The 25,185-nt window shown below is 36.6% G+C and carries 26 protein-coding genes; 16 read left to right on the top strand and 10 right to left on the bottom strand.

Annotated elements, in window-relative coordinates; all coding sequences use genetic code 11:
* The first annotated feature begins 20 nt into the window (after positions 1–20).
* The 4 genes from KFE94_08575 (at position 21) to KFE94_08590 (ending at position 1,909) form a co-directional block, all read left to right on the top strand.
* The gene (locus tag KFE94_08575; GenBank protein UTW68153.1) at positions 21–386 is read left to right on the top strand and encodes a cytochrome C oxidase subunit IV family protein; all 366 of its coding nucleotides are present in this window, start codon (positions 21–23) and stop codon (positions 384–386) included.
* An 87-nt stretch (positions 387–473) separates the two neighbouring features.
* Entirely contained in the window at positions 474–1,154 is a 681-nt protein-coding gene (locus KFE94_08580) for a hypothetical protein (protein ID UTW68154.1), read from the top strand.
* Between the two features lie 64 nt (positions 1,155–1,218).
* Complete coding sequence (locus tag KFE94_08585; protein UTW68241.1) at positions 1,219–1,659, top strand: DUF420 domain-containing protein; 441 nt, start codon at positions 1,219–1,221, stop codon at positions 1,657–1,659.
* A gap of 25 nt (positions 1,660–1,684) precedes the next feature.
* Positions 1,685–1,909: a hypothetical protein gene (locus KFE94_08590; GenBank protein UTW68155.1), complete on the top strand. Its 225-nt coding sequence runs from the start codon at positions 1,685–1,687 to the stop codon at positions 1,907–1,909.
* A gap of 2 nt (positions 1,910–1,911) precedes the next feature.
* Here KFE94_08590 and KFE94_08595 read toward each other — a convergent pair whose 3' ends face one another.
* Both KFE94_08595 and KFE94_08600 read right to left on the bottom strand, forming a co-directional pair.
* Positions 1,912–2,478, bottom strand: coding sequence for an SPOR domain-containing protein (locus tag KFE94_08595; GenBank protein ID UTW68156.1), 567 nt, complete (start codon positions 2,476–2,478; stop codon positions 1,912–1,914).
* A gap of 112 nt (positions 2,479–2,590) precedes the next feature.
* Positions 2,591–3,073, bottom strand: a complete 483-nt coding sequence (locus KFE94_08600; protein ID UTW68157.1) for a M23 family metallopeptidase — start codon at positions 3,071–3,073, stop codon at positions 2,591–2,593.
* A gap of 150 nt (positions 3,074–3,223) precedes the next feature.
* Between KFE94_08600 and KFE94_08605 the strand changes: the two genes are divergently transcribed.
* The 3 genes from KFE94_08605 to KFE94_08615 all read left to right on the top strand — a co-directional run bounded on the left by KFE94_08605 (position 3,224) and on the right by KFE94_08615 (position 6,231).
* Complete coding sequence (locus KFE94_08605) at positions 3,224–4,861, top strand: HAMP domain-containing histidine kinase (GenBank protein UTW68158.1); 1,638 nt, start codon at positions 3,224–3,226, stop codon at positions 4,859–4,861.
* 4 nt (positions 4,862–4,865) lie between these two features.
* Entirely contained in the window at positions 4,866–5,564 is a 699-nt protein-coding gene (locus KFE94_08610; GenBank protein ID UTW68159.1) for a response regulator transcription factor, read from the top strand.
* A gap of 82 nt (positions 5,565–5,646) precedes the next feature.
* Positions 5,647–6,231, top strand: a complete 585-nt coding sequence (locus KFE94_08615) for a PorT family protein (protein ID UTW68160.1) — start codon at positions 5,647–5,649, stop codon at positions 6,229–6,231.
* A 57-nt stretch (positions 6,232–6,288) separates the two neighbouring features.
* Here the strand turns inward: KFE94_08615 and KFE94_08620 are convergent, their stop codons facing one another.
* Positions 6,289–7,074 (bottom strand): SDR family oxidoreductase, encoded by a 786-nt coding sequence (locus tag KFE94_08620; protein ID UTW68161.1) that lies wholly within the window; start codon positions 7,072–7,074, stop codon positions 6,289–6,291.
* Positions 7,075–7,227: 153 nt separating this feature from the next.
* On the opposite strand from KFE94_08620, the gene KFE94_08625 reads away from it, so the two are divergent.
* The 4 genes from KFE94_08625 (at position 7,228) to KFE94_08640 (ending at position 13,163) form a co-directional block, all read left to right on the top strand.
* Positions 7,228–7,758 carry a 3-hydroxyanthranilate 3,4-dioxygenase gene (locus KFE94_08625; GenBank protein ID UTW68162.1) on the top strand — a complete coding sequence of 177 codons (531 nt, stop codon included), beginning with the start codon at positions 7,228–7,230 and terminating at the stop codon, positions 7,756–7,758.
* Between the two features lie 24 nt (positions 7,759–7,782).
* Entirely contained in the window at positions 7,783–8,808 is a 1,026-nt protein-coding gene (locus tag KFE94_08630; protein ID UTW68163.1) for an amidohydrolase, read from the top strand.
* 3 nt (positions 8,809–8,811) lie between these two features.
* A complete protein-coding gene (locus KFE94_08635) occupies positions 8,812–11,145 on the top strand; it encodes a patatin-like phospholipase family protein (protein ID UTW68164.1) in 2,334 nt (777 codons plus the stop codon).
* Between the two features lie 116 nt (positions 11,146–11,261).
* Entirely contained in the window at positions 11,262–13,163 is a 1,902-nt protein-coding gene (locus KFE94_08640) for a class II glutamine amidotransferase (GenBank protein UTW68165.1), read from the top strand.
* Positions 13,164–13,217: 54 nt separating this feature from the next.
* Here KFE94_08640 and KFE94_08645 read toward each other — a convergent pair whose 3' ends face one another.
* The 7 genes from KFE94_08645 to KFE94_08675 all read right to left on the bottom strand — a co-directional run bounded on the left by KFE94_08645 (position 13,218) and on the right by KFE94_08675 (position 19,104).
* The gene (locus KFE94_08645; protein ID UTW68166.1) at positions 13,218–14,192 is read right to left on the bottom strand and encodes a polyprenyl synthetase family protein; all 975 of its coding nucleotides are present in this window, start codon (positions 14,190–14,192) and stop codon (positions 13,218–13,220) included.
* Between the two features lie 65 nt (positions 14,193–14,257).
* Positions 14,258–15,307 (bottom strand): 23S rRNA (adenine(2503)-C(2))-methyltransferase RlmN, encoded by a 1,050-nt coding sequence (rlmN, locus tag KFE94_08650; protein ID UTW68167.1) that lies wholly within the window; start codon positions 15,305–15,307, stop codon positions 14,258–14,260.
* A gap of 37 nt (positions 15,308–15,344) precedes the next feature.
* The gene (gene queA, locus KFE94_08655) at positions 15,345–16,394 is read right to left on the bottom strand and encodes a tRNA preQ1(34) S-adenosylmethionine ribosyltransferase-isomerase QueA (protein UTW68168.1); all 1,050 of its coding nucleotides are present in this window, start codon (positions 16,392–16,394) and stop codon (positions 15,345–15,347) included.
* Between the two features lie 94 nt (positions 16,395–16,488).
* Complete coding sequence (truB, locus tag KFE94_08660) at positions 16,489–17,199, bottom strand: tRNA pseudouridine(55) synthase TruB (GenBank protein ID UTW68169.1); 711 nt, start codon at positions 17,197–17,199, stop codon at positions 16,489–16,491.
* Positions 17,199–17,990: an undecaprenyl-diphosphate phosphatase gene (locus KFE94_08665; GenBank protein UTW68170.1), complete on the bottom strand. Its 792-nt coding sequence runs from the start codon at positions 17,988–17,990 to the stop codon at positions 17,199–17,201. The genes truB and KFE94_08665 overlap by 1 nt, the downstream gene beginning before the upstream one ends.
* A gap of 6 nt (positions 17,991–17,996) precedes the next feature.
* Positions 17,997–18,245 (bottom strand): DUF3098 domain-containing protein, encoded by a 249-nt coding sequence (locus KFE94_08670; GenBank protein ID UTW68171.1) that lies wholly within the window; start codon positions 18,243–18,245, stop codon positions 17,997–17,999.
* 1 nt (position 18,246) lies between these two features.
* Positions 18,247–19,104 (bottom strand): permease-like cell division protein FtsX, encoded by an 858-nt coding sequence (locus KFE94_08675; GenBank protein UTW68172.1) that lies wholly within the window; start codon positions 19,102–19,104, stop codon positions 18,247–18,249.
* 158 nt (positions 19,105–19,262) lie between these two features.
* Here KFE94_08675 and KFE94_08680 point away from each other — a divergent pair, with 158 nt between their 5' ends.
* The 5 genes from KFE94_08680 to KFE94_08700 all read left to right on the top strand — a co-directional run bounded on the left by KFE94_08680 (position 19,263) and on the right by KFE94_08700 (position 25,142).
* Positions 19,263–20,714 (top strand): T9SS type A sorting domain-containing protein, encoded by a 1,452-nt coding sequence (locus KFE94_08680; protein ID UTW68173.1) that lies wholly within the window; start codon positions 19,263–19,265, stop codon positions 20,712–20,714.
* A gap of 85 nt (positions 20,715–20,799) precedes the next feature.
* Positions 20,800–22,239, top strand: coding sequence for an asparagine--tRNA ligase (gene asnS / locus KFE94_08685; protein ID UTW68174.1), 1,440 nt, complete (start codon positions 20,800–20,802; stop codon positions 22,237–22,239).
* 11 nt (positions 22,240–22,250) lie between these two features.
* Positions 22,251–23,330, top strand: coding sequence for a diphosphomevalonate decarboxylase (locus KFE94_08690; protein UTW68175.1), 1,080 nt, complete (start codon positions 22,251–22,253; stop codon positions 23,328–23,330).
* Entirely contained in the window at positions 23,326–24,261 is a 936-nt protein-coding gene (locus KFE94_08695; protein ID UTW68242.1) for a mevalonate kinase, read from the top strand. The genes KFE94_08690 and KFE94_08695 overlap by 5 nt, the downstream gene beginning before the upstream one ends.
* Positions 24,258–25,142, top strand: coding sequence for a geranylgeranylglycerol-phosphate geranylgeranyltransferase (locus KFE94_08700; protein UTW68176.1), 885 nt, complete (start codon positions 24,258–24,260; stop codon positions 25,140–25,142). The genes KFE94_08695 and KFE94_08700 overlap by 4 nt, the downstream gene beginning before the upstream one ends.
* The last annotated feature ends 43 nt before the right edge of the window (positions 25,143–25,185 follow it).

Below are 25,185 nucleotides of genomic sequence, written 5' to 3' on the forward strand. Positions count from 1 at the left end.
CCTTATAAAACATTAATATTATGAAAAGAGACGATATTATAGAGTATTCATTAGGAGCACACCATAGCGAAGAAGAAGGTGTAAAGAAACGTAAAGAAATTTATAAGGTTACGGTTATTCTTTCTGTGATTACCATTATTGAGGTAACCATGGGTATCATCTTAAAAAAGACGGATTTCTTAGGTGCACAAGCGATCTGGGATATGATTAAGATTGCTTACATTGGATTAACGGTAGTAAAGGCAGCTTATATCATTATGATATTTATGCACTTGGGTGATGAAAGAAAACCATTAAGATGGTTGATTTTGGCACCGTATATTTTCTTCTTGTTGTATTTATTGTTCTTCTTATTAGTGGAAGCAGGTGCGGATACAGCAATCTAAGTATTATAGAAATTAATAATATTATATATAACCGTTAGTTCTCTTTGAGCTAGCGGTTATTTTTTACACGTAAGTTTGTAAGCGATCATGGGGAATAATAAAGTTACAAAGGTGATAATCGTGTTGGTGATATTGTTATTTCCATCACTTTTATATGTGATTTTTACAACCGGGAAGCATCATATTGGCCAGATGGAATATTATGGACCATCAACCGATTCATTGGTTTATCAGGTACCTAATGCTAAATTTTTAAATCATCTGGGAGACTCTATTTCCATGGATGAATTAGATGGGAATATCATTCTTTACAATTTCTTTTGTTTGCAATGTAGTGACTCAAGTGCTAGAAATGCATTGTTGGTTAAGGCGGTAACTGAGCGGTTTTTCGATAAGAAAGATATCAAATACGTGTCGATTAATCTGACACCTGGTGATTGGGGATTGGCAGAAGTTAAAGAGTATGTTAAGCCATTTAATATCGAAGAAGATCAATGGTTTTTTGTAACCGCAGATTCTAATTATTTGGAAGACTTTGTTCATAATGGACTTTTGGTGAATTCTGAGTATGATGAAATACAAAAACCTTATGCTCCGGGAATGGCCACTATTGTCATTGTGGATAAGAATAAACATATTCGAGGGTTTTTAGATGGGAATCAATATGTAGATCAGTCTACCATAATTGATGTGATTAAGCGAATTCGATTAGAAGAATACCAAAAAGCAAGTAAAAAAAGGGAGGACTATTTTGAAAGGAGAAGGTAAGTACACGGGTTGGATTGTGTTAATAGCTATTGTATTGCCCGTAGCAGTGGCCATTTTATATATTATGCCAAAAGGTGACGGAGCATCAGAAATGGTAAAGTCCATACCATTCATGAATGCTATTTTTAATGGAGCTAGTTTTTTAGCTCTGGTGTTTGGTTTGGTAGCGATCCGAAATGGTAAAAAGATGGTGCATCGCGGTTTTATGATGGGCGCGATGGCTATGAGTGCACTCTTTTTAGTTGGATATGTTATTTATCATTCGCAAGTGCCTAGCACACCATTTGGAGGCGAGGGAATCATCAGATGGATCTATTTTATCATATTAATTACGCATATCATATTAGCGGCTGGGTTGGCTCCATTGGTATTAATCACATTTGCACGAGCTTTAAAAGGCGATTTTGAGAAGCATAAGAAGATTGCAAAATGGACTTATCCAATATGGTTATACGTTTCTTTGACTGGGATCATTGTGTATATGATGATAGAACCATATTATTAAATTTGCAGACAGAATGAGTCTCAATATGTGTTCAAAGTGGTCTAAATATCTTCTGGTAACAATTTTTGTCTGGTCTAACCAATTAGCTTTTGGGCAATGTAGCATGTGTCGTGCGGTAGTCGAAAGTGATATTTCAGGAAAAGGTGCGGGAATTAATAATGGTATTGTTTACCTCATGGCCTTCCCATATATGTTAGTAGCGTTATTGGCGGTTGGGCTTATTTATAAGATGAGAAAAGATAGTATGTAAATCTATTTCTCCTCTAATTCTTCTGATTCAGATTCTTCTTCAGGTCTAAGAGCTGGCAACTCAATCATGGCCTTTTTTACAAATGCTGTAGGAAATTCTTCTTTGATTTTTTGCAATAGTCTTTCTGCTTCTAATTTGGTTCTATAATCACCAATTCTTACCTCATAATTTGGACTTTTCCATGTAAGATGAGATGCTGAATTGCAATCCGGAAATTTCTCATTGAACTCAAGTAAAATATTTCGGGCTTTTAGTTTACTATTTGCCCCGGAACCAGAGTAAAGAAGTACGGTATATCCTTTAATCTGAGGTTTGTTTTTAGATTGCTCTGTATAAATTTCGTTTAATTCCTGAACTTTGATTGGAACATTAGATTTTAAATGTCCACGGGTTGAATCTTCCAAGGCTTTTTCAACGGTGTTGGACAGGGTATCTGTTAAGATTCCTTCCCCGGTTTTCACTGTATTTGTATCAGGAGCAGCAGGAAATGATTTCCATGCATTATTTTCTTGAGAAAAAATAACCAAAGGCATCATAAAAACACTAACGAAGAAAATCAATCTGGACATAGTATCAAGTTTGAAGAGATGCAAAAATAAGCAAATCGTATTCCGAAAAATATTTTGAATAAAAAAAGGAGGGCTGTCCAATACCCTCCTTTTTCGTCAACCTGAAAAATCGTTAATTATTGATATAGTATTCAGGATTAACCTTTGTGCCGTTAAGTTCAATTTCATAATGTAAATGTGGTCCTGTAGAAGTACCTGAGGAACCTACAGTTCCAATAATATCTTTTTGAGCTACCTTTTGACCCAAGGTTACTTTAATGTCTTCTAACTGAGAATATCTTGTTTTGAACCCGTTGGCGTGTTTAAGAATAATGTTATTACCATAACCTGTACTCTTGTGTTCAATTTTAACAACTTTACCATCAGCTGTGGCCATAACCGGAGTTCCCATTTTTGCAACATAATCAATTCCTGTATGCATTTTAGCAGCTTTGGTCAAAGGATGAGTTCGCATCCCAAAACCAGAAGAAATTTTAATGAGTTGAGATGATTTTATAGGAGTTATGTTTGGCACTTTTTGACTTGGCTTTTTAAAAGAAAAGAGGACTAAAGCTACGGAAAGCATAATAAAGCTAATTCTAAATATGAATTTCATGGTCTTGATGTTTTAGTATAAGAAATAACCGAGGTAGCTGACAACAAATTTAAATGGGTGTTCTTTTCATGGAGTTAATCAAAACTTAATGGATGTTAAATTTCGTTAAACCCGTATTCCCGTTGGCTTTAAGCTTATTTTTGTGTGTTCATGCAGAAGAATATTATTAAGGTACTCATTTTTGCGATTGCATCTGCGGTTATTGCTTTGATCGCCATGCAGTATTATTGGGTTCATAGTTCCGTTGAGCTAAGAAAAGAAGAATTCTCTAGAAATGTTGCGGATGCCCTAAAATCTGTTTCAGATTATCTGATGCGCTACGAAGCTGCAACATTAATTCAGGCTCAAGAACAGAATAGATACTTGTTTATAGATGATCATGCAGAAGAGAAAATAAATACTGCTGGAGGAGATACCAATTATGAGTACATGATGATTGAACGTTATGTACAGGATGGGGAAGAGGTTCAGGTATCTATCACAGAAGAAAAAGATGGTGTTCGAGTAGCTGATTCTAAAGAAATTCAAGATAGAACTTTACCTGAGTTTGGAACGGAGAAAGAGACTGGGAGTGGTGTTTGGTCATTTGGAAGTACTGGACATTCTTATCGAGGGATCTCTTTAAACAAGGAGATAGAAGAGAGAATTGCACAGAAAAATGCTTACATCGGTGAAATTGCGAAGAGTTTGACACGAGTTAACTCTACGGAGAAATTAGAAGATCGCATTGATTCTTTGTTTTTGGATTCTTTGCTGCATTTGGCATTCTTTGAAAGAGGTATAAAAATCGATTTTGAATTTGGGGTTTTCGATTATAATGGGGTTTATCGATTCGGAAACAAACAGAAGTTGAGTACCAAACTTCAAGATTCACATTATAAAGTCCGTTTATTTAAAAATGATGTGATGGGTAAACCGGGTTACCTCAAAGTCTTTTTCCCAAAAGAAAAAGGATTTGTACTGCAATCAACTGTGTTTATGTTGTTGACTTCTTTACTCGTTGTACTTGCCATCATATATATTTTTTACTGGACTGTGAAGGCTATTATTACTCAAAAGAAAAATTCTGATATTAAGAATGACTTTATTAATAATATGACGCATGAGTTGAAAACACCGATTTCTACAATTTCTTTAGCGGTGGAGGTTTTAAATGACCCAGCGATGTCGAGTAATAAAAATCTTTTAGAGCGTTATCTGGGAATGATTAATGAGGAAAACAAGCGTTTGGGGATGTTGGTTGAGGAGGTATTACAAAGTGCAGCTTTAGATAGAAGTGCCTTTAAATTAAAACAGGAAGAACTCAACATTGCACAACTGGTAACAGAGGTGGTGGGTAAAATGGATATCAAGATTAAAGAAAAGAACGGCAATGTTCAGGTTGATGTGGACCCATCCGGATTTTATGATTTCGTTGGAGATCGTGTACACCTGACTAATGTCCTCTATAATTTAATGGATAACGCTATAAAATATTCAAGAGAAAATCCGGAGATTAAAATTGAGGTTCTGAATGTAGTAAACCAAATTGCGATTCGTGTGAGCGATAATGGTATAGGAATTGCAAAAGAGCACGTCAAGAAAGTTTTTGAAAAATTATACCGGGTACCAACAGGTAATCTACATGATGTGAAAGGCTTTGGTTTGGGCTTAAATTATGTTAAAACAATAGTCTCCAGACACCAGGGACACGTGGATGTGAAGAGTGTTTTGGGAAAAGGTTCTACTTTTATCATCTATTTACCTATTGACAGTAAAAAAATAAATTCTCCGGAACAAGAAAATTAATACTATGCAAAAATTCAGATTACTTGTAGTTGAAGATGATCCAAATTTAGGGACAATTTTAGCCGAATATTTGAGAGCTAAAGATTATGATGTGAAATTATGCGAGGATGGGCAAGAAGGGTTTGATTCATTTACAAAAAGAGAATATGATCTGGTAATTTCCGATGTGATGATGCCTAAAAAAGATGGGTTTACTATGGCTACGGAAATCAGAAAATTGAATAGTAAAGTACCCATTATCTTCTTGACTGCGAAGTCTATGAAAGAAGATACCATCGAAGGTTTTAAATTAGGTGCGGATGATTATATCACTAAGCCATTTAGTATGGAAGAATTGCTTTTGAGAATTAATGCAATTCTGAGAAGAACAAAAAGTGATGTAATAGATGATGAGAATATCAAGGATATTCAATTGGGAATGTTCAACTTCAATCCTAATGAACGTACATTAGTGAACGGAGAAACCTCTGAAAAACTTACATCCAAAGAATCTCAATTGTTGAAACTTCTGGCACAGAATAAGAATGAGGTGCTGGAAAGAGAATTTGCTTTAAAAGCGATCTGGGGAGATGATAGCTATTTTAATTCACGTAGTATGGATGTGTATATTACCAAATTACGTAAGTATTTAAGACCAGATACAAACCTGGAGATTATCAATGTCCATGGTAAAGGTTTCAAACTAATTGTGAAAAAGGCATAACATTTGCGTATAGAAAAGCGTCTGTTGCAGTTGCTGTATTTTATAAAGAAAATACATTTGCAGCGCTTAAAACATAAATGTTATGAATAAAATGAAATTTGTATTCGCAATTGTGCTGGTTTTCTTGATCTCACCAGTATTTTCTCAAGTAAATTTTGGATTAAAGGTCGGTGGTAATTACAACCTAAATAGCCTTTCGTCAGATTCATTGAATTTGAGTATTGAGAATACAACATCATTGCTTGGAGGTGGATTTGTAAGAATTAAGTTAAAGAAAATTAGTCTTCAGGGTGAAGCTTTGTTTGCAAATAAGAAAGCAGAAATCATTGATGCCAGCTCGGGAACAACTAAAGTGAGTTTTAACTCGTTTGATATACCACTGATGATCGGTTATAAATTAATTGATTTGAAAGTAGTGAAGCTAAGAGTGAATGCAGGTTTAATTCCTTCTTTCGTAACAGGAAATAGCGGGGACTTAAAAGAAATCAACTATAAGGATGCGTATTATTCAGCAACGGCCGGATTGTCATTGGATATCCCATTATTCTTATTTGATATCAGATATCAGGGTGCCATTGGTGATTACTATGAATTACAAAATGTAAATAGTAATACTACACTTTCCAATAGCATGGTTACGTTATCTGTGGGTTGGAAAATCTTGTAGCAGAAAAAAATATATGGAAAAGCCATCCCCAACAAAGTTGGGGATGGCTTTTTTGTTTTATAAACATGGAGTTCTGCCCCCATCAACAGGAATATTGATTCCGTTGATGTAGCTTGCAGCTGGAGAAGCTAAAAATGCGACAGCATTTGCAACCTCTTCTGGTTGTGCGATTCTTTTCATCGGAACAGCAGCAGCCATTTGAGCCAATATTTCATCTGTAGATTGTCCGGTTTTAGCAGATTTATTTTCCGCAATAGATTGTAATCTGACTGTATTCGTAGCACCAGGTAAAACATTATTTACTGTGATGTTATATTGTCCTAATTCATTTGCCAATGTTTTAGACCAGTTACCTACCGCACCGCGAATGGTATTAGAAACACCTAAACCGTTTAATGGCGCTTTTACCGAAGTGGAAATGATATTCACAATTCTACCAAAACCATAATCTTTCATTCCGGGTACTAGAGATTGCGCGAGAATTTGGTTAGCGATAAGGTGCTGATTAAAAGCAACTCTATATGCTTCAGGATTGGCATCAATAGCGAGTCCCCCAGCAGGTCCACCTGTATTATTTACCAGGATATGCACGGGTTTCTCATCAGCAATAAATTGATCAACTACTTCTTTTAGTGCAGATGGATCAGAGAAGTCTGCGGATAAGTAACTATGTTGAACACCGTTTGCTGGTAGTTTTGCTACTTCTGCTTCCAGTTTTTCTTTATTTCGAGCAACCAAAATGACCTCCGCGCCCATTTGTGCCAATTCTTCTGCAACAGCACGTCCTATACCCTGTGTACTTCCACACACCATAGCACGTTTTCCAGTTAAATCTAGATTCATTGTTTTTGATTTTTGTACGGACAAATGTAACAGAAGAAGTAAAGAATAGAATAGTGAATGAGAATAAGAATATATTTTTTGCTGACCGATTATTAAACTAGTCCAGAAAAAACGATTCCTTTCCTTACTTTTACCGACATAAAACAAATTCAAATGGCAGTAGCAAGACCTTTTAATTTATGGCAGTGGATAGAGGATAATAAAGACCTATTAAAGCCGCCAGTGAGTAATAAAAACTTGTATGTAGATTCCGGTGATTATATTGTAATGATTGTTGGTGGACCTAATGCGAGGAAGGATTATCATTTTAACGAAACAGAAGAATTGTTTTTTCAATTAAAAGGAGATATCAATGTAAGAATTCAGGAAAACGGTAAAGCTGTTGATGTGGCGATTAAAGAAGGTGAAATGTTCCTTTTACCTGCCAGAATTCCACATTCACCTATGCGAGGTGAAAATACTGTTGGATTAGTGATAGAAAGAAAAAGAGGTGGCGATCTAAAGGATGGATTGATGTGGTTTTGCGATAACTGTAACAACAATTTGCATAAAGTATTCTTTCCTTTAGAAAATGTAGAAAGAGACTTTTTACCAAGGTTTAAAGAGTACTATGCCTCTGAAGATTTAAGAACATGTGATAAGTGTGGACATATGATGGAAACTGATCCACGATTTGTAGAATAATTAATCACCACTAGAAAAAATAAGATGACAGATTATACGGGATTAAAGATAGATACCCATACGCACATCATGCCCCGCCATATTCCTGATTTTGCTAAGAAATTTGGGTATGAAGGTTTTATAATGTTACATCATCACGATCATGATGATAATGTGGACATGATGCAAGGTGACAAGTTTTTTAGAACGGTGGAGCCAAATTGTTTCGATGCGCATACTAGAATCAATGATTACAAAAAGTCTGGCACTCAAGTTCAGGTGATATGTACCGTACCAGTATTGTTTGCATACTTTGCTAAGCCAGAGCACGGCTATGAAGTGGCGAAGTTTTTAAATGATGATATTGCGCAAACTGTACATGATAATCCTAAACATTATATCGGATTAGGAACCTTACCTATGCAAGACGTGGATCTTTCGGTAAAGGAATTACATAGGATCAAGAAGATTGGTCTGGCTGGAATTCAAATTGGATCGAATATCAATGATTTGAATCTAAATGAAGAGGTGTTTTATCCTATATGGAAAACATGTCAGGAGTTAGGTTTAGCTATTATGGTACACCCATGGAATATGATGGGCTTTGATCAGATCAGAAAGTACTGGCTGCCCTGGCTTGTAGGAATGCCTGCAGAAACTGCGCGTGCTGCTGCATCTATGATTTTTGGAGGTGTATTTGATAAATTCCCGGAACTGAGAGTCATGTTTTCACATGCCGGAGGTTCATTGATCCCAACCATTGGAAGATTGGAGCATGGTTTTAATTGCCGACCAGATTTGGTGGCTATTGATAATAAGAATAATCCTAGAAATTATCTGGGTAAGTTTTGGGTGGATAGTATTACACACGATCCGGATTTATTAAAATATATCATCGATAGAATAGGTACTGAGAGAATTACTTTAGGTAGTGACTATCCATTTCCATTAGGAGATCTTGAGATAGGTAAGTATATCCTGGATATGGGATTATCAAATAAACAAATCGAAGATATTTACTGTAATTCGCCATTAGAATGGCTAGGTTTAGATAAGTCTCAGTTTATGTAAAAAATGAAAAAAACGCTACTACTTGCTTTTTGTCTCTTGATTTTAGGAAATGTATTTGCTCAAAATCAAGAGAAGAATGAAAGCAGACCAAAAATTGGTTTGGTTTTGAGTGGTGGTGGTGCAAAAGGTTTTGCGCATATCGGTGCAATCCAATTACTTGAAGAAGTCGGGATCATTCCTGATTACGTTACAGGAACCAGTATGGGTAGCATCGTTGGGGCGCTCTACGCAATGGGATACTCTGTTGAAGAAATGCGAAATATTTCGGATACAACGGATTGGACAGTTGTTTTGTCTAATACCGTCTCTTTAAAAGAAGTTACCGTAGCAGAAAAACCTTACTATGGTACTTTTCTAACCGAACTAGATGTTAAGAAATCAGGAGTTTCACTTCCTGGAGGTCTGATAGAAGGACAAAACCTTCTACAAACTTTATCTGGATTGACTTACCCAGTACATGGGATAGAAAGCTTTGAAGATTTTCCAATTCCTTTCACATGCGTTGCCACGGATATTGTGAATGGAGTACCTGTTGCATTAAACGAAGGTGATATTACGACAGCTATTCGTGCAAGCATGGCTATTCCAACAGCATTTACCCCTGTGGAATATGATTCGTTGTTACTGATCGATGGAGGATGGACAAGGAACTTACCCGTTCAGGAAGCTAAGGATATGGGAGCGGATATTATTATATCCGTAGACGTGGGTGCTCCGCTCAAAGAGAAAGATGAGTTGCAAAGTATGATCTCTATTTTAGATCAAACTGCGTGGCTTTTAAGTGTTCAAGACACAAAAAAGCAACTTGAGATGAGCGATTATGTGATAAAACCTCAGGTTGGCGGATTCTCCACTTTTGCATTTGATCAAGCGGATACGATCATTAATATGGGATATATAGAGGCTGCAAAGCAAAAGGCAGTTTTTGAGGCATTGGCCAAGAAAATATATCCTAATGGAAGAAATGAGGTCAAAATTGAGAAGCCCAATACGGATTCTGCTTTTGTGATTTCAGACATTAAGGTAACCGGATGCAAACTGACTTCGGAAAAATTTGTAAAAGGGCGATTAAATCTATTAAGAAAGGGGAAGGTATCAGTTAAAGAGGTTGAAAGGGAAATCGGTTTATTGTACGGGTCGATGTACTATAAAAAAGTAGGTTTTGATGTGATCCCTACTACGGATTCCACCCAGGTTTTATACGTCAAGGTTGTAGAAGATAATCCGGCTAAATTGAAGCTATCATTTTACTACGATAATGAGAATAGTTTGGGATTAAATGTCAATTTTACATTAAGAAATCTACTATTAAAAAATTCAAGATTAATTTTTGATGGTTTTATATCTGAAAACCCAATTTTCGGATTGAAATATTTAAAGTACATCGGAATTGATCAAAAAGGGTTTGTATATGCGGAAGCCGAGGGGACCAAAGATTCCAGATTTACAGGGACTAACTTATATGGGCAACCGAGTGATTTTAATTATCAGGAATTTATTGGGAGTGTTGGGGTCGCGTATACCATAAATAATAGTTGGATTTTTGGTTTGGAAACAGGGATTCTAACCGCCAGAGCAAGACCAACATCTAATCCGGATAGTTTGATTAAAGACTTGCAGCAAACAGCTTATCCGTTACGTGCTTATGTAAATCTGAACACATTAGATCGTGCGGTTTTCCCGACCAGAGGAACCCGAATTTTCGCATCAGCCAGTTACAATTTTGATATTAAAATGAAGGCCAGGTTACAACCGGATGTCACTAGTATTACGCCAGAACAAATCAATCAAGGCTTACAAGTTGATCCTTATTTTTCCTACCAACTCTCCATGCAGCAGTTTTTACCTGTGCTTCCCAAATTGTCATTGTATTTAGATGGTAAATTAGATTTTTCGAGTTCTACCGATATTGGTTTTAATGATTACGCAAAAGTTGGAGGGATTGCACCGATTTTAAAAACTGGAACACCATTTTGGGGATTAAAACGAAACGAAATTGCTTTGGTCCAAATGGCGACACTGTCTTTTGGTTTTCAATGGAATGTGGCGGGAGCATTGTATTTTAGAGGGAAGTTGAATTATTTAAATTCTAAATATCCCATGGCGCTTTTTGTAAAAGATGAAACTCCTACACTTTATGTAGAATCTCAAGATCCTTATAAGTTTAAATATAAAGATGAATATCTGGAAGAGATTTGGGGATTTGGAGGAGAATTGGCATATAACTCTCCAATAGGACCTATCCGAGCGTTGGTTCATTATAGTCCTAAAGCGAATGTGGCGCATTTCTTTATGGGGATAGGCTACAATATATTTAAGTCTAGAGGAGATTATTAAGTCGATCTCCTATTGTTTCAATAACAAGAACATAAGAAAATACAATACTTAAACCCCAATATTAAGTTGTTGTTAACTCTTTCTTTATATTACTTTTGCAGCTCAAATCGTGATATATGAGTGATGCCATCCAACATGAATGCGGTATAGCATTCGTCAGACTGTTAAAGCCATTAACTTATTATAAAAAAAAGTACGGAACGTCTTTTTATGGATTGAATAAGATGTATCTCCTCATGGAGAAACAGCACAATAGAGGGCAGGATGGAGTAGGTTTAGCGAATATTAAGCTAAACATGAATCCGGGACAACGATACATTTCCAGACACAGATCGGTAGATAATCAACCTATTAAAGATGTTTTTGAGCATGTTCATTCTCGTTTTAAAAAATATGAGAGTGATGAGCCATCAAAACTTCAAGATGTAGAATGGTTAAAGCAAAATGAAGGTTTTACCGGAGAAGTATTTTTAGGACATTTAAGATATGGAACTTACGGTAAGAATTCTATTGAAGCATGTCATCCATTTTTAAGACAAAACAACTGGATGACCAGAAATCTGGTTTTAGCAGGGAACTTTAATTTGACCAATGTGGATGAGTTATTCGATATTCTGGTTCGAATTGGTCAGCATCCAAAAGAAAAAGCAGATACAGTTACTGTAATGGAAAAAATCGGTCACTTTTTGGATGTAGAAAATCAGGAGTTATTCGATAAATACAAAACATTGGGTTATAGCAATCAGGAAATTACCAGTTTGATTGCGAAAAACCTGAATGTTGCTAATATACTAAGACGCGCATCAGAAGAGTGGGATGGAGGATACTTAATGTCCGGTATTATTGGGCATGGAGATGCATTTGCATTTCGAGATCCAAATGGCATTCGTCCGGCATATTATTACCAGGATGATGAGGTTGTCGTTGTGGCTTCCGAGCGCCCTGCAATTCAGACGACATTCAATGTAGGATACGAAGATGTTCAGGAATTAGAAAGAGGGAAAGCTTTAATCGTTAAAGCAGATGGTGAAGTATCATTTGAACAAATTTTAGAACCAAGAGAAAACCTGGCTTGTTCATTCGAAAGAATCTATTTCTCAAGAGGATCCGATAGAGAGATTTATCAGGAGCGACAGCAATTAGGAAAGAACATTTTTCCTAAGATTATGGAAAGTGTTCAGGGTGATTTTAAAAACACCGTTTTTTCATTTATTCCAAATACTGCAGAGGTATCATTCTTTGGTTTGATGCGTGCTGCAAATGAATATTTGAATGAATATAAAGCAAAAGAGATTGCCAAATTAGGTGATGCGGCAACTCCGGAGAAAATCAATGAGATACTGGCCCTGGCTCCAAGGATGGATAAGTTAGCCATCAAAGATGCGAAGCTAAGAACGTTTATTACGCAAGATGAAGGACGTAATGATCTAGTAGCTCACGTATATGATGTGTCTTATGGGGTAGTGCAAAACCGAAAAGATACTTTGGTGATGATTGACGATTCCATTGTTCGTGGAACTACATTAAAGCAAAGTATTTTAAGAATATTGGATACTTTACATCCAAAAAAGATCATTATTGTGTCGTCTGCACCTCAGATTCGTTATCCGGATTGTTATGGTATTGATATGGCTAAAATGGGAGATTTTATTGCATTCCGTGCAGCTGTGGCTTTACTAGAAGATAGAGGTCAATCTGATTTATTGGATAAAGTCTATAAGAAATGTAAAGCACAAGAGACTTTACCAAAAGAGCAGATCAAGAATTATGTGAAGGAAGTATACGATCCGTTTACGGCTGAAGAAATTTCTGCTAAAATTGCAGAATTGGTAACACCTGCAGATATTGATGCTGAGGTAGAGGTTATTTATCAAGGTCTAGAGGGCTTAAAAGATGCGTGCCCTAAGAATCCTGGAGATTGGTATTTCTCTGGCGACTATCCAACACCAGGTGGATTTAAAGTGGTGAATAAAGCATTCATTAACTACATGGAAGGTAGTAACGAAAGAGCGTATTAAACGTTCTGGAATTTTAAATATTAGGGAAGCCTCACATGTAAATGTGGGGCTTTTTTATTTCTTACGATTAATGGTATAATCTACCAATTCAATTAGAGAATCTTTAGCCTGTCCATCAGGAAAATGAACCAGTCTGGCTTTTGCACTATCCGCAAATTCCATCATCTTAGCTTTGGTGTGTTCTATGCCTCCACTTTTCAAAACGTACTGAATGACCTCATTTACTTTTTGAGAGTTTTCGTTGTGATTTTTAATGATTCGGATTAATCGACTTCGATCTGATTTAGGCGCATTATTTAGTGCGTAAATCATAGGTAAGGTCATCTTCTTTTCTTTGATGTCAATACCAGTAGGTTTTCCGATTTTGGAACCTTCACCAAAATCAAACAAGTCATCTTTTAGCTGGAACGCCATACCCACATCATTACCAAATAGACGTGCTTCTTTAATCATTTTTTCATTCCCACCAGAAGAGGCCACGCCTGCTGCACAACATGCTGCAATTAAAGTTGCAGTTTTCTGACGAATAATATCGTAATAGATATTCTCATCAAAATTGAGATTACGCGTTTTCTCCATTTGAAGTAACTCGCCCTCACTCATTTCTTTCACTGCATTTGCTACGATTTTAAGAATAGCAAACTCGTCATTGTTCAATGCTACTAATAAACCTCTTGAAAGTAAATAATCGCCAACCAGAACGGCTATCTTATTTTTCCATAATGCATTAATGGAAAAGAAACCTCTACGCTCGTAGGAAACATCCACTACATCATCATGAACTAAAGTCGCAGTATGTAGGAGTTCTATGAGTGAAGCTGCTGTGTATGTGGAATCTGTAATCTGATTCGCCATTTTAGCAGAGAGAAAAACAAACAACGGACGCATCTGTTTTCCTTTGCGCTTGATAATATAATGCATGATTTTGTCAAGTAAGGATACTCGACTTTTCATGGACTCCCTGAACTTGGATTCAAATCCCGCCATTTCGGCTTCGACAGGAGCCTTTATTTTATCTAAAACACTCATTTTAATTGGAACGCAAATATAGGAGAAACACCAGTAATCATGGGTATGTAAATCTTGGATTCGATTTATTTTAAAGCGGCCCCATTTTTATTGGCGAGCTGGCCACACGCTGCATCAATATCATCCCCTCTACTTTTTCGAACCTGAGAGTCTACCCCTTTATATTTTAGGAACGCCTGAAATTCTTCGGTGGTCTGACGCGTACTTTTTGAGAAATCAGAATCATCAATGGAGTTATACTCAATGATGTTTACTTTGGAAGGCACCTGAGCACATAGATTTGCTAGTGCACGAACATCTTCTTTGGTATCGTTAAACCCTTTAAAAAGGATGTATTCAAATGTGATTTTGTTGCCTGTTTTTTGATAGAAATACTTCAGCGCATCCATTAACACATCCAAATTGTTGGATTCATTAATGGCCATGATCTTATCGCGTTTGCTATCCATAGCTGCATGGAGTGAAACAGCTAGATTGAATTTAACCTCATCATCGCCCAAACGTTTGATGGCTTTTGCAATTCCAGCAGTAGAAACTGTCAATCTTCTGGATGCCATTCCGAGTCCTTCAGGAGAAGTGATTTTATCAATGGCACCTAGTAGGTTTCTATAGTTTAGCAACGGTTCCCCCATCCCCATAAAGACGATATTGGTGAGTCCCTTTCCATAATGCTTTTTAGATTCGTCATTGATGATAGAAACCTGATCGTAGATTTCAGCCGCATCAATGTTTCGCATCATCTTAAGTTTACCGGTAGCACAAAAAGAACATGCTAAACTACAACCTACCTGAGAAGATACACAAGCGGTATTTCTGGTTTCGGTTGGAATTAAAACACCCTCAATGATTTTGTGATCATGTAGTTCTAAGGCATATTTAAATGTCCCGTCAATACTCTTTTGAGATTCGGCAATAGTTACTGGAAGAATCTCAAAATGTTCATTCAGAATTTCGCGATGCTTCTTAGAAAGATTAAGCATCTCATCAAAAGTTTTGGCAGATTTATTCCAAAGCCAATTGTGAATTTGACGTGCTCTGAATTTTTCAAAACCATATTCGCTTGTATGAGAAATGATCTCATCAAGTGATAGTTTACGTATATCGATTTTAGACATTTTTATACCGAATACAACTGTTCAAGTTGTAAAATGCTTAGATGATAAGCATGGCGTCTCCATACGCCTGGAATCTGTATTTTTCTTTGATTGCTACATCATAAGCATGACGTACGTAATCATAATCTCCAAATGCCGCAACAGCCATCAATAGTGTGGAGTGCGAATTGTGGAAATTAGTGATCAAAGAATTTGCTACAGAAAACTCATGTGGAGGGAACAAAAACTTGTTTGACCAGCCATCAAATGGTTTTAAATAACCATCTGTAGAAACTGTGGTTTCCAAACTACGTAAAACAGAAGTTCCAACTGCACAAACACGCTTCTTTTCGTTGATCGCACGATTTACGCGCTCTGCCGTTGTTTCCGGAACGATTAGTTTTTCGCTATCCATTTTGTGTTTCGTCAAGTCTTCTACCTCAACCTGACGGAAACTGCCTAAACTGGTATTGATCGTAAGGAAAGTGTAATCTACACCATGTAATTCCAGACGCTTCATCAAATTACGGCTAAAGTGTAATCCAGCAGATGAAGGAGCTACTGCGCCTTCGTTTTTAGCGAAAATAGTTTGGTATCTATCTACATCCTCAGGTTCAACTTCACGCTTGATATAATCAGGAAGCGGAGTTTCTCCCATTTGGAAAATAAGTTCTTTGAATTCTTTATAATCACCATCAAATAAGAACCTTAAAGTTCTTCCTCTTGAAGTGGTGTTATCAATTACCTCAGCAACTAAATCATCATTTTCACCGAAGTATAATTTATTACCGATACGGATTTTACGTGCAGGATCTACTAAAACATCCCATAATCTGCTCTCGGCATTTAATTCGCGTAGTAAGAAAACTTCAATTCTTGCTCCGGTTTTTTCTTTGTTACCATACAATCTGGCAGGAAAAACCTTAGAATCATTCATGATCATCACATCACCTTCACCAAAATAATCCACGATATCTTTGAAGGTTTTGTGCTCGATTTCACCGGTATCACGATGCAAAACCATTAATCTGGATTCATCTCTTTCTGGTGCTGGATATTGAGCAATTAACTCATCCGGAATATCAATCTTGAACTTTGTTAATTTCATGCGAATTGTTTAAAAGTCTGCAAAAATATAAAATAACCTGTAATAAATCAGATGAAATAACTACTTATCATAGAGGTGAAAAGTAGATTTAATATTACTCCTCAGGAGATGGATTGTTTTTAATTGTTTCAATCCATTCTTCTATAGATGATGCATCCGCAACTTTATGGTCTCCAATAGCTGTTCGCCTTAAAGATTTAAGATAGCCTCCTACATTTAGTTTTTGTCCTAAATCGTGTGCTAATGATCTGATATAGGTTCCTTTAGAGCATTTAACTCTAAAGTCAATTTCAGGTAATTCTAACCGTGTGATCTCATATTCATGTATGGTGATCACGTTTGGTTTTAGATCTAAGTCAATACCTTTTCTGGCAAATTCATATGCTTTTTTCCCATCGATCTTTTTTGCCGAAAAAAGTGGTGGGATTTGCTCTATGGTCCCAAGAAACGACTGTACCGCTTCGTGAACAGCTGATTCGGTGATGTGAGAAATATCAAACGTTTGATCAATTTCCGTTTCCATATCATACGAAGGACGTGTGGCGCCTAAAACGATTGTTCCGGTATATTCTTTGGGCATGCCCATATAAGAATCAATTGTTTTTGTTGCTTTTCCGCAACAAACAATCAATAAACCTGAAGCAAGAGGATCTAAAGTTCCCGCATGGCCAACCTTAAATCTTTTTATTCCGGTTTTATGTTTGAGTTGATATCTTAGTTTGTTAACCACATCAAATGAAGTCCAGGTGAGAGGTTTATCCACCAAAAGGACTTCTCCGGCTTTGAAATCGTATATCCGAGACATTAGATCAAGTTAATACCGATGGCAATAAGACCTACAACGAAGCAGTAATATGCAAAATACTTTAACTGACTTCTTTTCACCAAAGAAATCATCCACGTACATGCTAAAACCCCTGAGATAAATGCAGCGAAGAAACCGATAGACAATACAGGAATGGAAAGCGTTCCGAAATCGGTTCCTCCATCCAGAATGTCTTTCGCCATCTTTCCCAAAATCAATGGAACAACCATTAAGAAAGAAAAACGTGCTGCTTTTTCTTTATCAATTCCTAAAATAACGGCTGTAGATATAGTGGCTCCTGACCTTGAAATTCCAGGAAGTATAGCGATAGCTTGTGAGATTCCTATAATGATTGAGGATAAGAATGTCACCGGTTTTTCTGTCGCTTTAGCACGATCTGCAAGAAGCAGAAGTCCTCCCGTTAGTAAAAGCAAAAAACCTACAGCCAAGACCTGACCACTAAACATAATTTCCAATTGATCATTAAATAATACACCAATCACTGCGGCAGGGATCATGGATAAAATAATTTTCACGGAAAAAATCTTCTCTTCATTCCATTCCGTTGAGAACAGACCAGAGATGATTTCCAAAATATCTTTACGATAAACAACAATGGTGCTTAATGCAGTTGCGCCATGAAGTAAAATCGTAAAAGCCATACTTTCTTTAGGTAGACTTGAATCTCCAAAGAGTGCTTTTACCAATTCTAAATGCCCACTACTGCTTACGGGCAAAAACTCAGTGAGTCCCTGGATGATTCCAAGAACTAATGCTTCTAATATGCTCATCAGATTTTACTCAGTGGTTTTTTTCATAATAGCGTATAGAATCACGCCATAACCTGAAAGAATCACAATAGGTGCAACACTTAATCTACGGGTAGAAAAAATAGCATCACTGAAAACATTTGGATCATCGGACCCACCTCCTGCCATCAGGAAGAAACCGATAATAACCAGTACAAATCCGGCAATTAAATAGATGTAATTTGTTTTAGTAAAAGGCAGTTGATCGCCTCCTGAAATTTCGTTTTTATTTGCCATTTTATCTATATAATTGATCTGTTTTTAATCTTAAATATCTTCTCACAGCCAGAGTAGTGCTCATCCAACTAATGAATAGTCCTAATGCGATAACTCCGACAATAACCATTGCATATAATTGAATATCGTTGATGTCAAAAAGTTCCGGCATTTGGTTTTGAATGGAATATACTACCAAAGCAATCAATACTATGGAAATCAATGCTCCATAGAAACCGTTAATTAAACTCTTTACTACAAAAGGTCGTGTAATAAAGCTGGAAGTTGCTCCAACGAGTTGCATACTTCTGATAATGAATCTCTTGGAGTAGATCGCCAATCTGATAGTGCTATTGATCAGTGCGATCGCAACGAAAAGCAACATAATTGAGAATGAAACCAATACCAACGTGATTTTTCGAATGTTCTCATTTACCGCAGCCAAAAGGTCTTTATGGTAATCTACATTTCTAATTTTTGGGTTCTCCAATAAATCCGCTTCTATCCAGGCTAAACTATCCGGATGCGCATATTCCGCATTCATCTTAATATCAATACTCGTTAAAAGAGGATTATAACCCAAAAAGTCTACAAAATCTTCACCTAAATCTGCCTGAAGAATTTCAGCAGCATCGTCTTTTGAAACAAATTCGGTGGTCTTTACATAACGAGAAGCATCCAATGACTTTTGAAGTCTCTTCACATCCGAATCTTTGACATCGTCACGTAAGTAAATGGTGATTCCAATATTTTCCTTTACCGATTCAGAAATGGACTTGGCTTTAAGTACCAAAAGTCCAGTAATACCTAGCATAAAAAGCACTAACGAAATACTAATGATAACCGAGAAGTAAGATTTACCTGAGTTGCCCGAAGCCATGTGATTGATATGGAATTACCGTTTGTTACAATTAAAGCCGCTAAATTAAAAAAATAAGTCAATGATGGTGAATGACAGGTGATAAATAGGTTTAAGATATGTTAAGTTGCTAATGATCGAATTTATAGGTATTTTCATCATTTAAAGTCCGATCTACTATGAAGTTTTTTTATCTCATACTGGTACTAATAGTACTGTCCTTTCAAGATAGTGTTGCTCAAGATTGGAGCCTTGTGATGCCAAACGATACATTGGTTTATGAACGGCAAGATAATAATCAGTTTTTTACGGTTTGGGTGGATAGTACTCAGGTAAACGGAACAGATACTACTTATTTTATGAATAGAATTTTTCCCGGAGACACTATTAGTATTGGTAATGGTGTAATATGTGATTCAAGTATGGCTGGAAGTTGGAGTCATTTTGGTGATAAAAGAAATTTTAGTTTGATACAATTTTGTGGTCACCGCGTTGAGGTTACCGGTACTAAAACAACTATTAAATATGACCAAAAGAAGTTTGTTATTTTTTCTAATAGTCCCGTTGGATATTCATGGATATGTGATAGTGTGGCAATGGACTCAATGAAAGTGGTATCTGTGGATACAGCATTTTTACATTCATACCAAGTACAGGATTCGGTAAAAGTGTTGAAATTTAAGGGTAGAAATATGTATGTATCGAAAAACCATGGAGTAGTTTCTGCTTTTGACTTTAGGAAGTCTCAACAAAATATATTTAAAAGTGTAGGTGTTCAGAATTTGAATATGGGAAGAATCATACCCATGGTGTCTGACATTTATGATTTTAAAGTAGGGGACGTTTACTATAGAAGGTCTGGAGGGGGTGATTCCCACATATACTATGGTAAATTAAGTAGGGTGAGAATATTATCGAAAAGTATTTCAGGAGACTCTATTAAATATACTGTTGATTTGACATGGCAAACCTATCAAAGTTATGATCAATCAGGAGTAGGTACGCGTTATCAACAACCTGAGAGAGATATTAGGATTATAAGTTATTCTATAAGCGACCCGGGATATCTGATTAACGCACTCCCAAACACTTTCGCTACAGATTCAATATCAAATATAACTACATCTGTATGGGTGTTTAGAGATGATCAAGATAGAATTGAGAAGAGAAATTATGAATTATGGAAAGTGCGAAATATATGCGAATACCCTTCTCATATTGTTGACTATGATGTTGAAGGACCTAGTATGCATTGTTCAGAAGGTTTAGGAATTATTAATACAGGATATCATGGATTATATAGTTCAGAAGATAGATTAATAGGCTATAAAAAAGCAAATGGTGAATCATGGGGAGATACGTTGTTTACAAGTGTGTCTGAACCCGATTATACTTCTGATTTTATCTTGTCACCAAATCCTGCTTCAACTGTGTTGAATATATATAACCCGTTAATAACCAAAAATGTAACTATGGAGGTTTATGGTGTTCATGGCGAATTGGTTCAAAAACAAACAATCACTTTGCCATATCAAGCCGATGTATCCGGATATTCACCTGGTGTGTATATCATATCGATTTCTGATGAAAAAGGAAAAGTGATGCTCCGGGAGAAAATAGTTACTCAATAGGCAATTTAAATTTCCTTAACCCAAAAAATGATTTTCAATAAGTTGATTTATCTACCTTTGCGGGCTTAATTTTTATCACAAAATAATGCGAACAAAAATCAAAGATTTGTTGGTGAGTGAAGGCCAACAGGAAGGAGTAAACATTAAAGGTTGGGTACGTACAAAACGTGGAAGTAAGAATGTATCATTTATTGCGATGAATGATGGATCAACATTGAATAATATCCAGGTGGTGGCTGATAATCCGAATTTTGATGAGGAGGTGATGAGAAATATCACTACCGGTGCTGCTTTGAGCATTATTGGAGACCTGGTAGAAAGTCAGGGAAGTGGTCAAAAATTTGAATTGGTGGCGAAAGAAATAGAGATTTTAGGTGTGGCAAGTACGGATGAATATCCATTGCAACCCAAAAGACACTCTCTGGAGTTTTTAAGAGAAATTGCGCATTTACGACCGCGAACCAATTATTTTTCAGCAGTATTGAGAGTCAGAAATGCTGCGGCTTATGCAATCCATGAATATTTTAACCAAAAAGGTTTTGTGTGGATGCATACGCCAATCATTACCGGTTCGGATGCAGAAGGTGCTGGCGAAATGTTTAAAGTGACCAATTTTGACATCAATAATGCACCAAAAACTGAAGATGGAGAAGTAGATTTCTCAAAAGACTTTTTTGGAAAGGCTACTAACCTTACTGTTTCGGGGCAGTTGGAAGCAGAGCTTGGTGCTATGGCATTGGGTGAGGTTTATACTTTCGGCCCAACGTTTAGAGCAGAAAACTCAAATACATCGCGTCACCTGGCGGAATTCTGGATGGTAGAACCGGAGGTAGCATTCAATGATTTGGATGACAATATGGATTTAGCAGAAGATTTCTTGAAATATGTGATCAAGTCTGTTTTAGATACATGTGGTGATGATTTAACCTTTTTGAGCAAAAGGTTAATAGATGAGGAGAAAGTGAAGCCAGCTGTTGAACGTTCTCCGATGGAGTTGAAAGAAAAATTACAGTTTGTCATTGATAATGATTTCGAGCGAGTTTCATATACGGACGCAATTCAAATTTTGAGAAACTCTAAGCCAAATAAAAAGAAGAAGTTCCAATACTTAATTGATGAGTGGGGGGCAGATTTGCAGTCTGAACATGAAAGATATTTGGTGGAAAAGCACTTTAAAAAACCGGTGGTTCTATTTGATTACCCAGCGAATATTAAGGCGTTTTACATGCGTGAAAATGAAGATGGAAAAACAGTGAGAGCCATGGATATCTTATTCCCTGGAATTGGTGAGATGGTTGGCGGTTCTCAAAGAGAAGAGCGCTACGATGTGTTATTGAATAAGATCAAAACCATGGGAATTGAAGAAGAAGAATTATCATGGTATCTGGATACACGTAAATTTGGAACCGCACCACATAGTGGATTTGGTCTTGGGTTTGAGCGTTTGATTTTGTTCTTAACAGGAATGACCAATATCCGTGATGTAATTCCATTCCCAAGAACTCCGGGAAACGCAGAGTTTTAAAATCGTTTGTTATGATCGAACCAGGAGGTATATTACATGTTCCTGAAGATTTTTCAGGAAAAGTGAGTTGGGAAAGCCCATCCAATATTGCTTTGGTAAAATATTGGGGTAAAACCGGAAATCAAATTCCGGCCAACCCATCTATTAGTTTTACGCTAAGTGAAAGTAAAACGATTACCTCCATCAGTTTTAAACGAAGAGCAAATGTGAATTCAGGTCCACAGGTCTGTTTCATGTTCGAAGGAAAAGAAGCTGGTAAGTTCGGGGAGAAAACGTTTTTGTTTTTAAAGAAGATTGAAGATTACTTTCCTTTTTTAAAGGAATTAGAATTGGAAATTGATACAAAGAACACGTTCCCGCATTCTAGTGGGATCGCTTCTTCTGCCTCAGGGATGAGTGCAATGGCTTTATGCTTAATGGGTATTGAACGTTTATTAAACCCGGAGATTACCGAAGCGTATTTTTACAAAAAAGCTTCTTTTATTGCGAGATTGGGTTCAGGAAGTGCATGTCGTTCAGTGTATGGTGGTTTAACTACCTGGGGTGAAAGCACTATTTCAAATTCAAGTAATGAAATAGCGATTCCACTTTCAGATACCCATAAGGTTTTTGATGATTTTCAAGATACGATTTTGTTGATTGAGAGAGGTCAAAAAGAAGTGTCTAGCACGGTGGGACATGGATTGATGCATAAAAATCCGTTTGCGCAAACCAGATTTGACCAGGCGCGTGAGAATACGCAACGTTTGGATGAGATTTTAAAATCCGGGAATCTGGAAGAATTTGGTGCATTGGTAGAAAGTGAAGCATTGACGTTACATGCAATGATGATGACTTCCAGTCCTTATTTTATGTTGATGAAACCCAATACTGTTGAGGTGATTCAGAAATTATGGGAGTATCGTAAAGAATCAGGAAAGCATGTGTATTTTACTCTGGATGCAGGAGCAAACGTGCATTTATTGTATCCAAAATCAGAGTCCGTTGAGGTTTTATACTGGATTAAAAATGAGTTAATTGGCTATTGTGAAAATCAGATGTATATTTGCGATACGGTAGGACACGGTCCTCAAGAGTTAAAAAATGATTAAAGAAGCACTCTTTCATTCAAAGATTCTGCTCTTCGGAGAATACGGTATTATTCAGGATTCCATGGGTTTATCTATTCCATATAAAGCATATATGGGAGAGTTAAAGTTTGAGGATATTGATGAAGCAGACGCTCAGAAATCAAATGCACATTTGGTGAAATTTCACGCGCATCTAGCAAAACTAAATGCTGCTGGGGAACTTCCTGTGGATTTAGATTTAGACCGTTTTGGAGCGGATATTTCAAAAGGAATGCATTTTGACTCTACCATTCCGCAAGGGTATGGAGTAGGAAGTTCAGGAGCCCTGGTAGCTGCAGTTTACAATCAGTACGCTGTAGATCGAATTGATCCCGAAAATGAGCTTTCTAAAGAAAACATCTTAGAATTAAAGTCTGCTTTTGGAAAGATAGAATCATATTTTCATGGCAAGAGCTCTGGAGTAGATCCGTTGATTTGTTATTTGAAGTTACCTGTATTGATCAAATCAAAAAGTGATGTGAATACCATTGGGATTCCTGATGAAAAGGAAGGAGATGGAGCGATCTTTTTGATGAATACCGGAACTATCGGAGAAACTCAGGGAATGGTTAATATTTTTATGGAGCGTATGAAACACGAAGGGTTTCGTAATATGATCCGTAAAGATTTTAAGAAATATAACGATCAGTGTATCGCAGCTTTTCTGGAAGGGGAGACGCAACCACTTTTTGATAGTTTAAAACATCTTTCTTCATTGGTTTTACAAAACTTTAAACCGATGATTCCTTCTAATTTCCAGAAATACTGGGAAGACGGATTAAAATCAAATGCGTATTATTTAAAATTGTGTGGATCAGGTGGCGGAGGGTTTATCCTAGGTTTTACCCGTGATTTTCCTAAAGCGCAGAAAATGCTTCAAGGTCAAGAGCTAGAAGTAATTTATAAGTTTTGAGCCCGCTGTTTAACAGACGTCAGCGTTACGCCATATTCAAATCCTGGTATTTATTATCCTTAATTCGGTGGTACAGTATTTTAACTGTAGTCGTTGCGCAGTATCTGGCTGCATTGTATTTATTAAATGATGGGAAGGATAAATTAGAATTGCTTTTAGATCCTTATTTGCATTTATCTGTTGTTGCAACTGCATTTATTATCGCTTCAGGTTTTATAATCAATAGTTTTTATGACCTGGAACGAGATACAGTCAATCGTCCCGATAAAGTGATTTTTAGTCGATTGGTAAGTCAAACAACTTGTTTGAATGTCTACTTCTTTTTTAATACCGTAGGGGTTGTGTTAAGCTTTTATGTATCTAAGAAAGTCATGTTGTTTAACTTTTTGTTTAGTGTAGCATTATGGTTTTATTCTCATAAGCTAAAAAAGAAAGCTTTCCTTGGTGAACTATCAGCAGCTATCCTGACACTGGCGCCATTCTTTGTGGTGATCGTATATTATCGTGCTTTTAGTTTTGACTTATTTCTATATCTCAGTTTTATTGGGTTAGTTGTCTTAATCCGAGAGGTGGTGAAAGATATTCTATCAGAGAAGGGAGATATCATTTTTGGATATGAAACATTACCTATAAAAATAGGTGTAGGTCAAACTAAGATGATTTTAGGGTTATTGATGGTGACTACTGCAATTCCATTTGGTGTTCTTTTCTATTTGCAGGGATTTACATTGGTGATGGGTTATTTTTTTATGGGGGAGTTGTTGGTGATTTGGAGTGGCTATTTATTGTATAAAGCCCAGGAAAAAAGGGACTTTGAATTACTTAATAACATATACAAATTCTTGACTATCGCTGGGGTTTTAAGTATTCCTTTGGTATAAAAAAAGGCCATCTGAAACCAGATGACCTTTTGTGTGTGGAATT

The organism is bacterium SCSIO 12643, assembly GCA_024398135.1.
Lineage (GTDB): Bacteria > Bacteroidota > Bacteroidia > Flavobacteriales_G > Salibacteraceae > CAJXZP01.

Excerpts from the sequence above, each read along its gene's own strand:
- KFE94_08605 (UTW68158.1), top strand. The coding sequence starts at position 3,224 with ATGCAGAAGAATATTATTAAGGTACTCATTTTTGCGATTGCATCTGCG.
- KFE94_08585 (UTW68241.1), top strand. The coding sequence starts at position 1,219 with ATGCCAAAAGGTGACGGAGCATCAGAAATGGTAAAGTCCATACCATTC.
- KFE94_08580 (UTW68154.1), top strand. The coding sequence starts at position 474 with ATGGGGAATAATAAAGTTACAAAGGTGATAATCGTGTTGGTGATATTG.
- KFE94_08590 (UTW68155.1), top strand. The coding sequence starts at position 1,685 with ATGTGTTCAAAGTGGTCTAAATATCTTCTGGTAACAATTTTTGTCTGG.
- KFE94_08640 (UTW68165.1), top strand. The coding sequence starts at position 11,262 with ATGAGTGATGCCATCCAACATGAATGCGGTATAGCATTCGTCAGACTG.
- KFE94_08680 (UTW68173.1), top strand. The coding sequence starts at position 19,263 with ATGAAGTTTTTTTATCTCATACTGGTACTAATAGTACTGTCCTTTCAA.
- KFE94_08635 (UTW68164.1), top strand. The coding sequence starts at position 8,812 with ATGAAAAAAACGCTACTACTTGCTTTTTGTCTCTTGATTTTAGGAAAT.
- KFE94_08645 (UTW68166.1), bottom strand. The coding sequence starts at position 14,192 with ATGAGTGTTTTAGATAAAATAAAGGCTCCTGTCGAAGCCGAAATGGCG.
- KFE94_08620 (UTW68161.1), bottom strand. The coding sequence starts at position 7,074 with ATGAATCTAGATTTAACTGGAAAACGTGCTATGGTGTGTGGAAGTACA.
- KFE94_08600 (UTW68157.1), bottom strand. The coding sequence starts at position 3,073 with ATGAAATTCATATTTAGAATTAGCTTTATTATGCTTTCCGTAGCTTTA.
- KFE94_08610 (UTW68159.1), top strand. The coding sequence starts at position 4,866 with ATGCAAAAATTCAGATTACTTGTAGTTGAAGATGATCCAAATTTAGGG.
- KFE94_08615 (UTW68160.1), top strand. The coding sequence starts at position 5,647 with ATGAATAAAATGAAATTTGTATTCGCAATTGTGCTGGTTTTCTTGATC.
- KFE94_08665 (UTW68170.1), bottom strand. The coding sequence starts at position 17,990 with ATGAGCATATTAGAAGCATTAGTTCTTGGAATCATCCAGGGACTCACT.
- KFE94_08575 (UTW68153.1), top strand. The coding sequence starts at position 21 with ATGAAAAGAGACGATATTATAGAGTATTCATTAGGAGCACACCATAGC.
- KFE94_08690 (UTW68175.1), top strand. The coding sequence starts at position 22,251 with ATGATCGAACCAGGAGGTATATTACATGTTCCTGAAGATTTTTCAGGA.
- truB (UTW68169.1), bottom strand. The coding sequence starts at position 17,199 with ATGTCTCGGATATACGATTTCAAAGCCGGAGAAGTCCTTTTGGTGGAT.
- rlmN (UTW68167.1), bottom strand. The coding sequence starts at position 15,307 with ATGTCTAAAATCGATATACGTAAACTATCACTTGATGAGATCATTTCT.
- KFE94_08670 (UTW68171.1), bottom strand. The coding sequence starts at position 18,245 with ATGGCAAATAAAAACGAAATTTCAGGAGGCGATCAACTGCCTTTTACT.
- queA (UTW68168.1), bottom strand. The coding sequence starts at position 16,394 with ATGAAATTAACAAAGTTCAAGATTGATATTCCGGATGAGTTAATTGCT.
- KFE94_08675 (UTW68172.1), bottom strand. The coding sequence starts at position 19,104 with ATGGCTTCGGGCAACTCAGGTAAATCTTACTTCTCGGTTATCATTAGT.
- KFE94_08630 (UTW68163.1), top strand. The coding sequence starts at position 7,783 with ATGACAGATTATACGGGATTAAAGATAGATACCCATACGCACATCATG.
- KFE94_08595 (UTW68156.1), bottom strand. The coding sequence starts at position 2,478 with ATGTCCAGATTGATTTTCTTCGTTAGTGTTTTTATGATGCCTTTGGTT.
- asnS (UTW68174.1), top strand. The coding sequence starts at position 20,800 with ATGCGAACAAAAATCAAAGATTTGTTGGTGAGTGAAGGCCAACAGGAA.
- KFE94_08625 (UTW68162.1), top strand. The coding sequence starts at position 7,228 with ATGGCAGTAGCAAGACCTTTTAATTTATGGCAGTGGATAGAGGATAAT.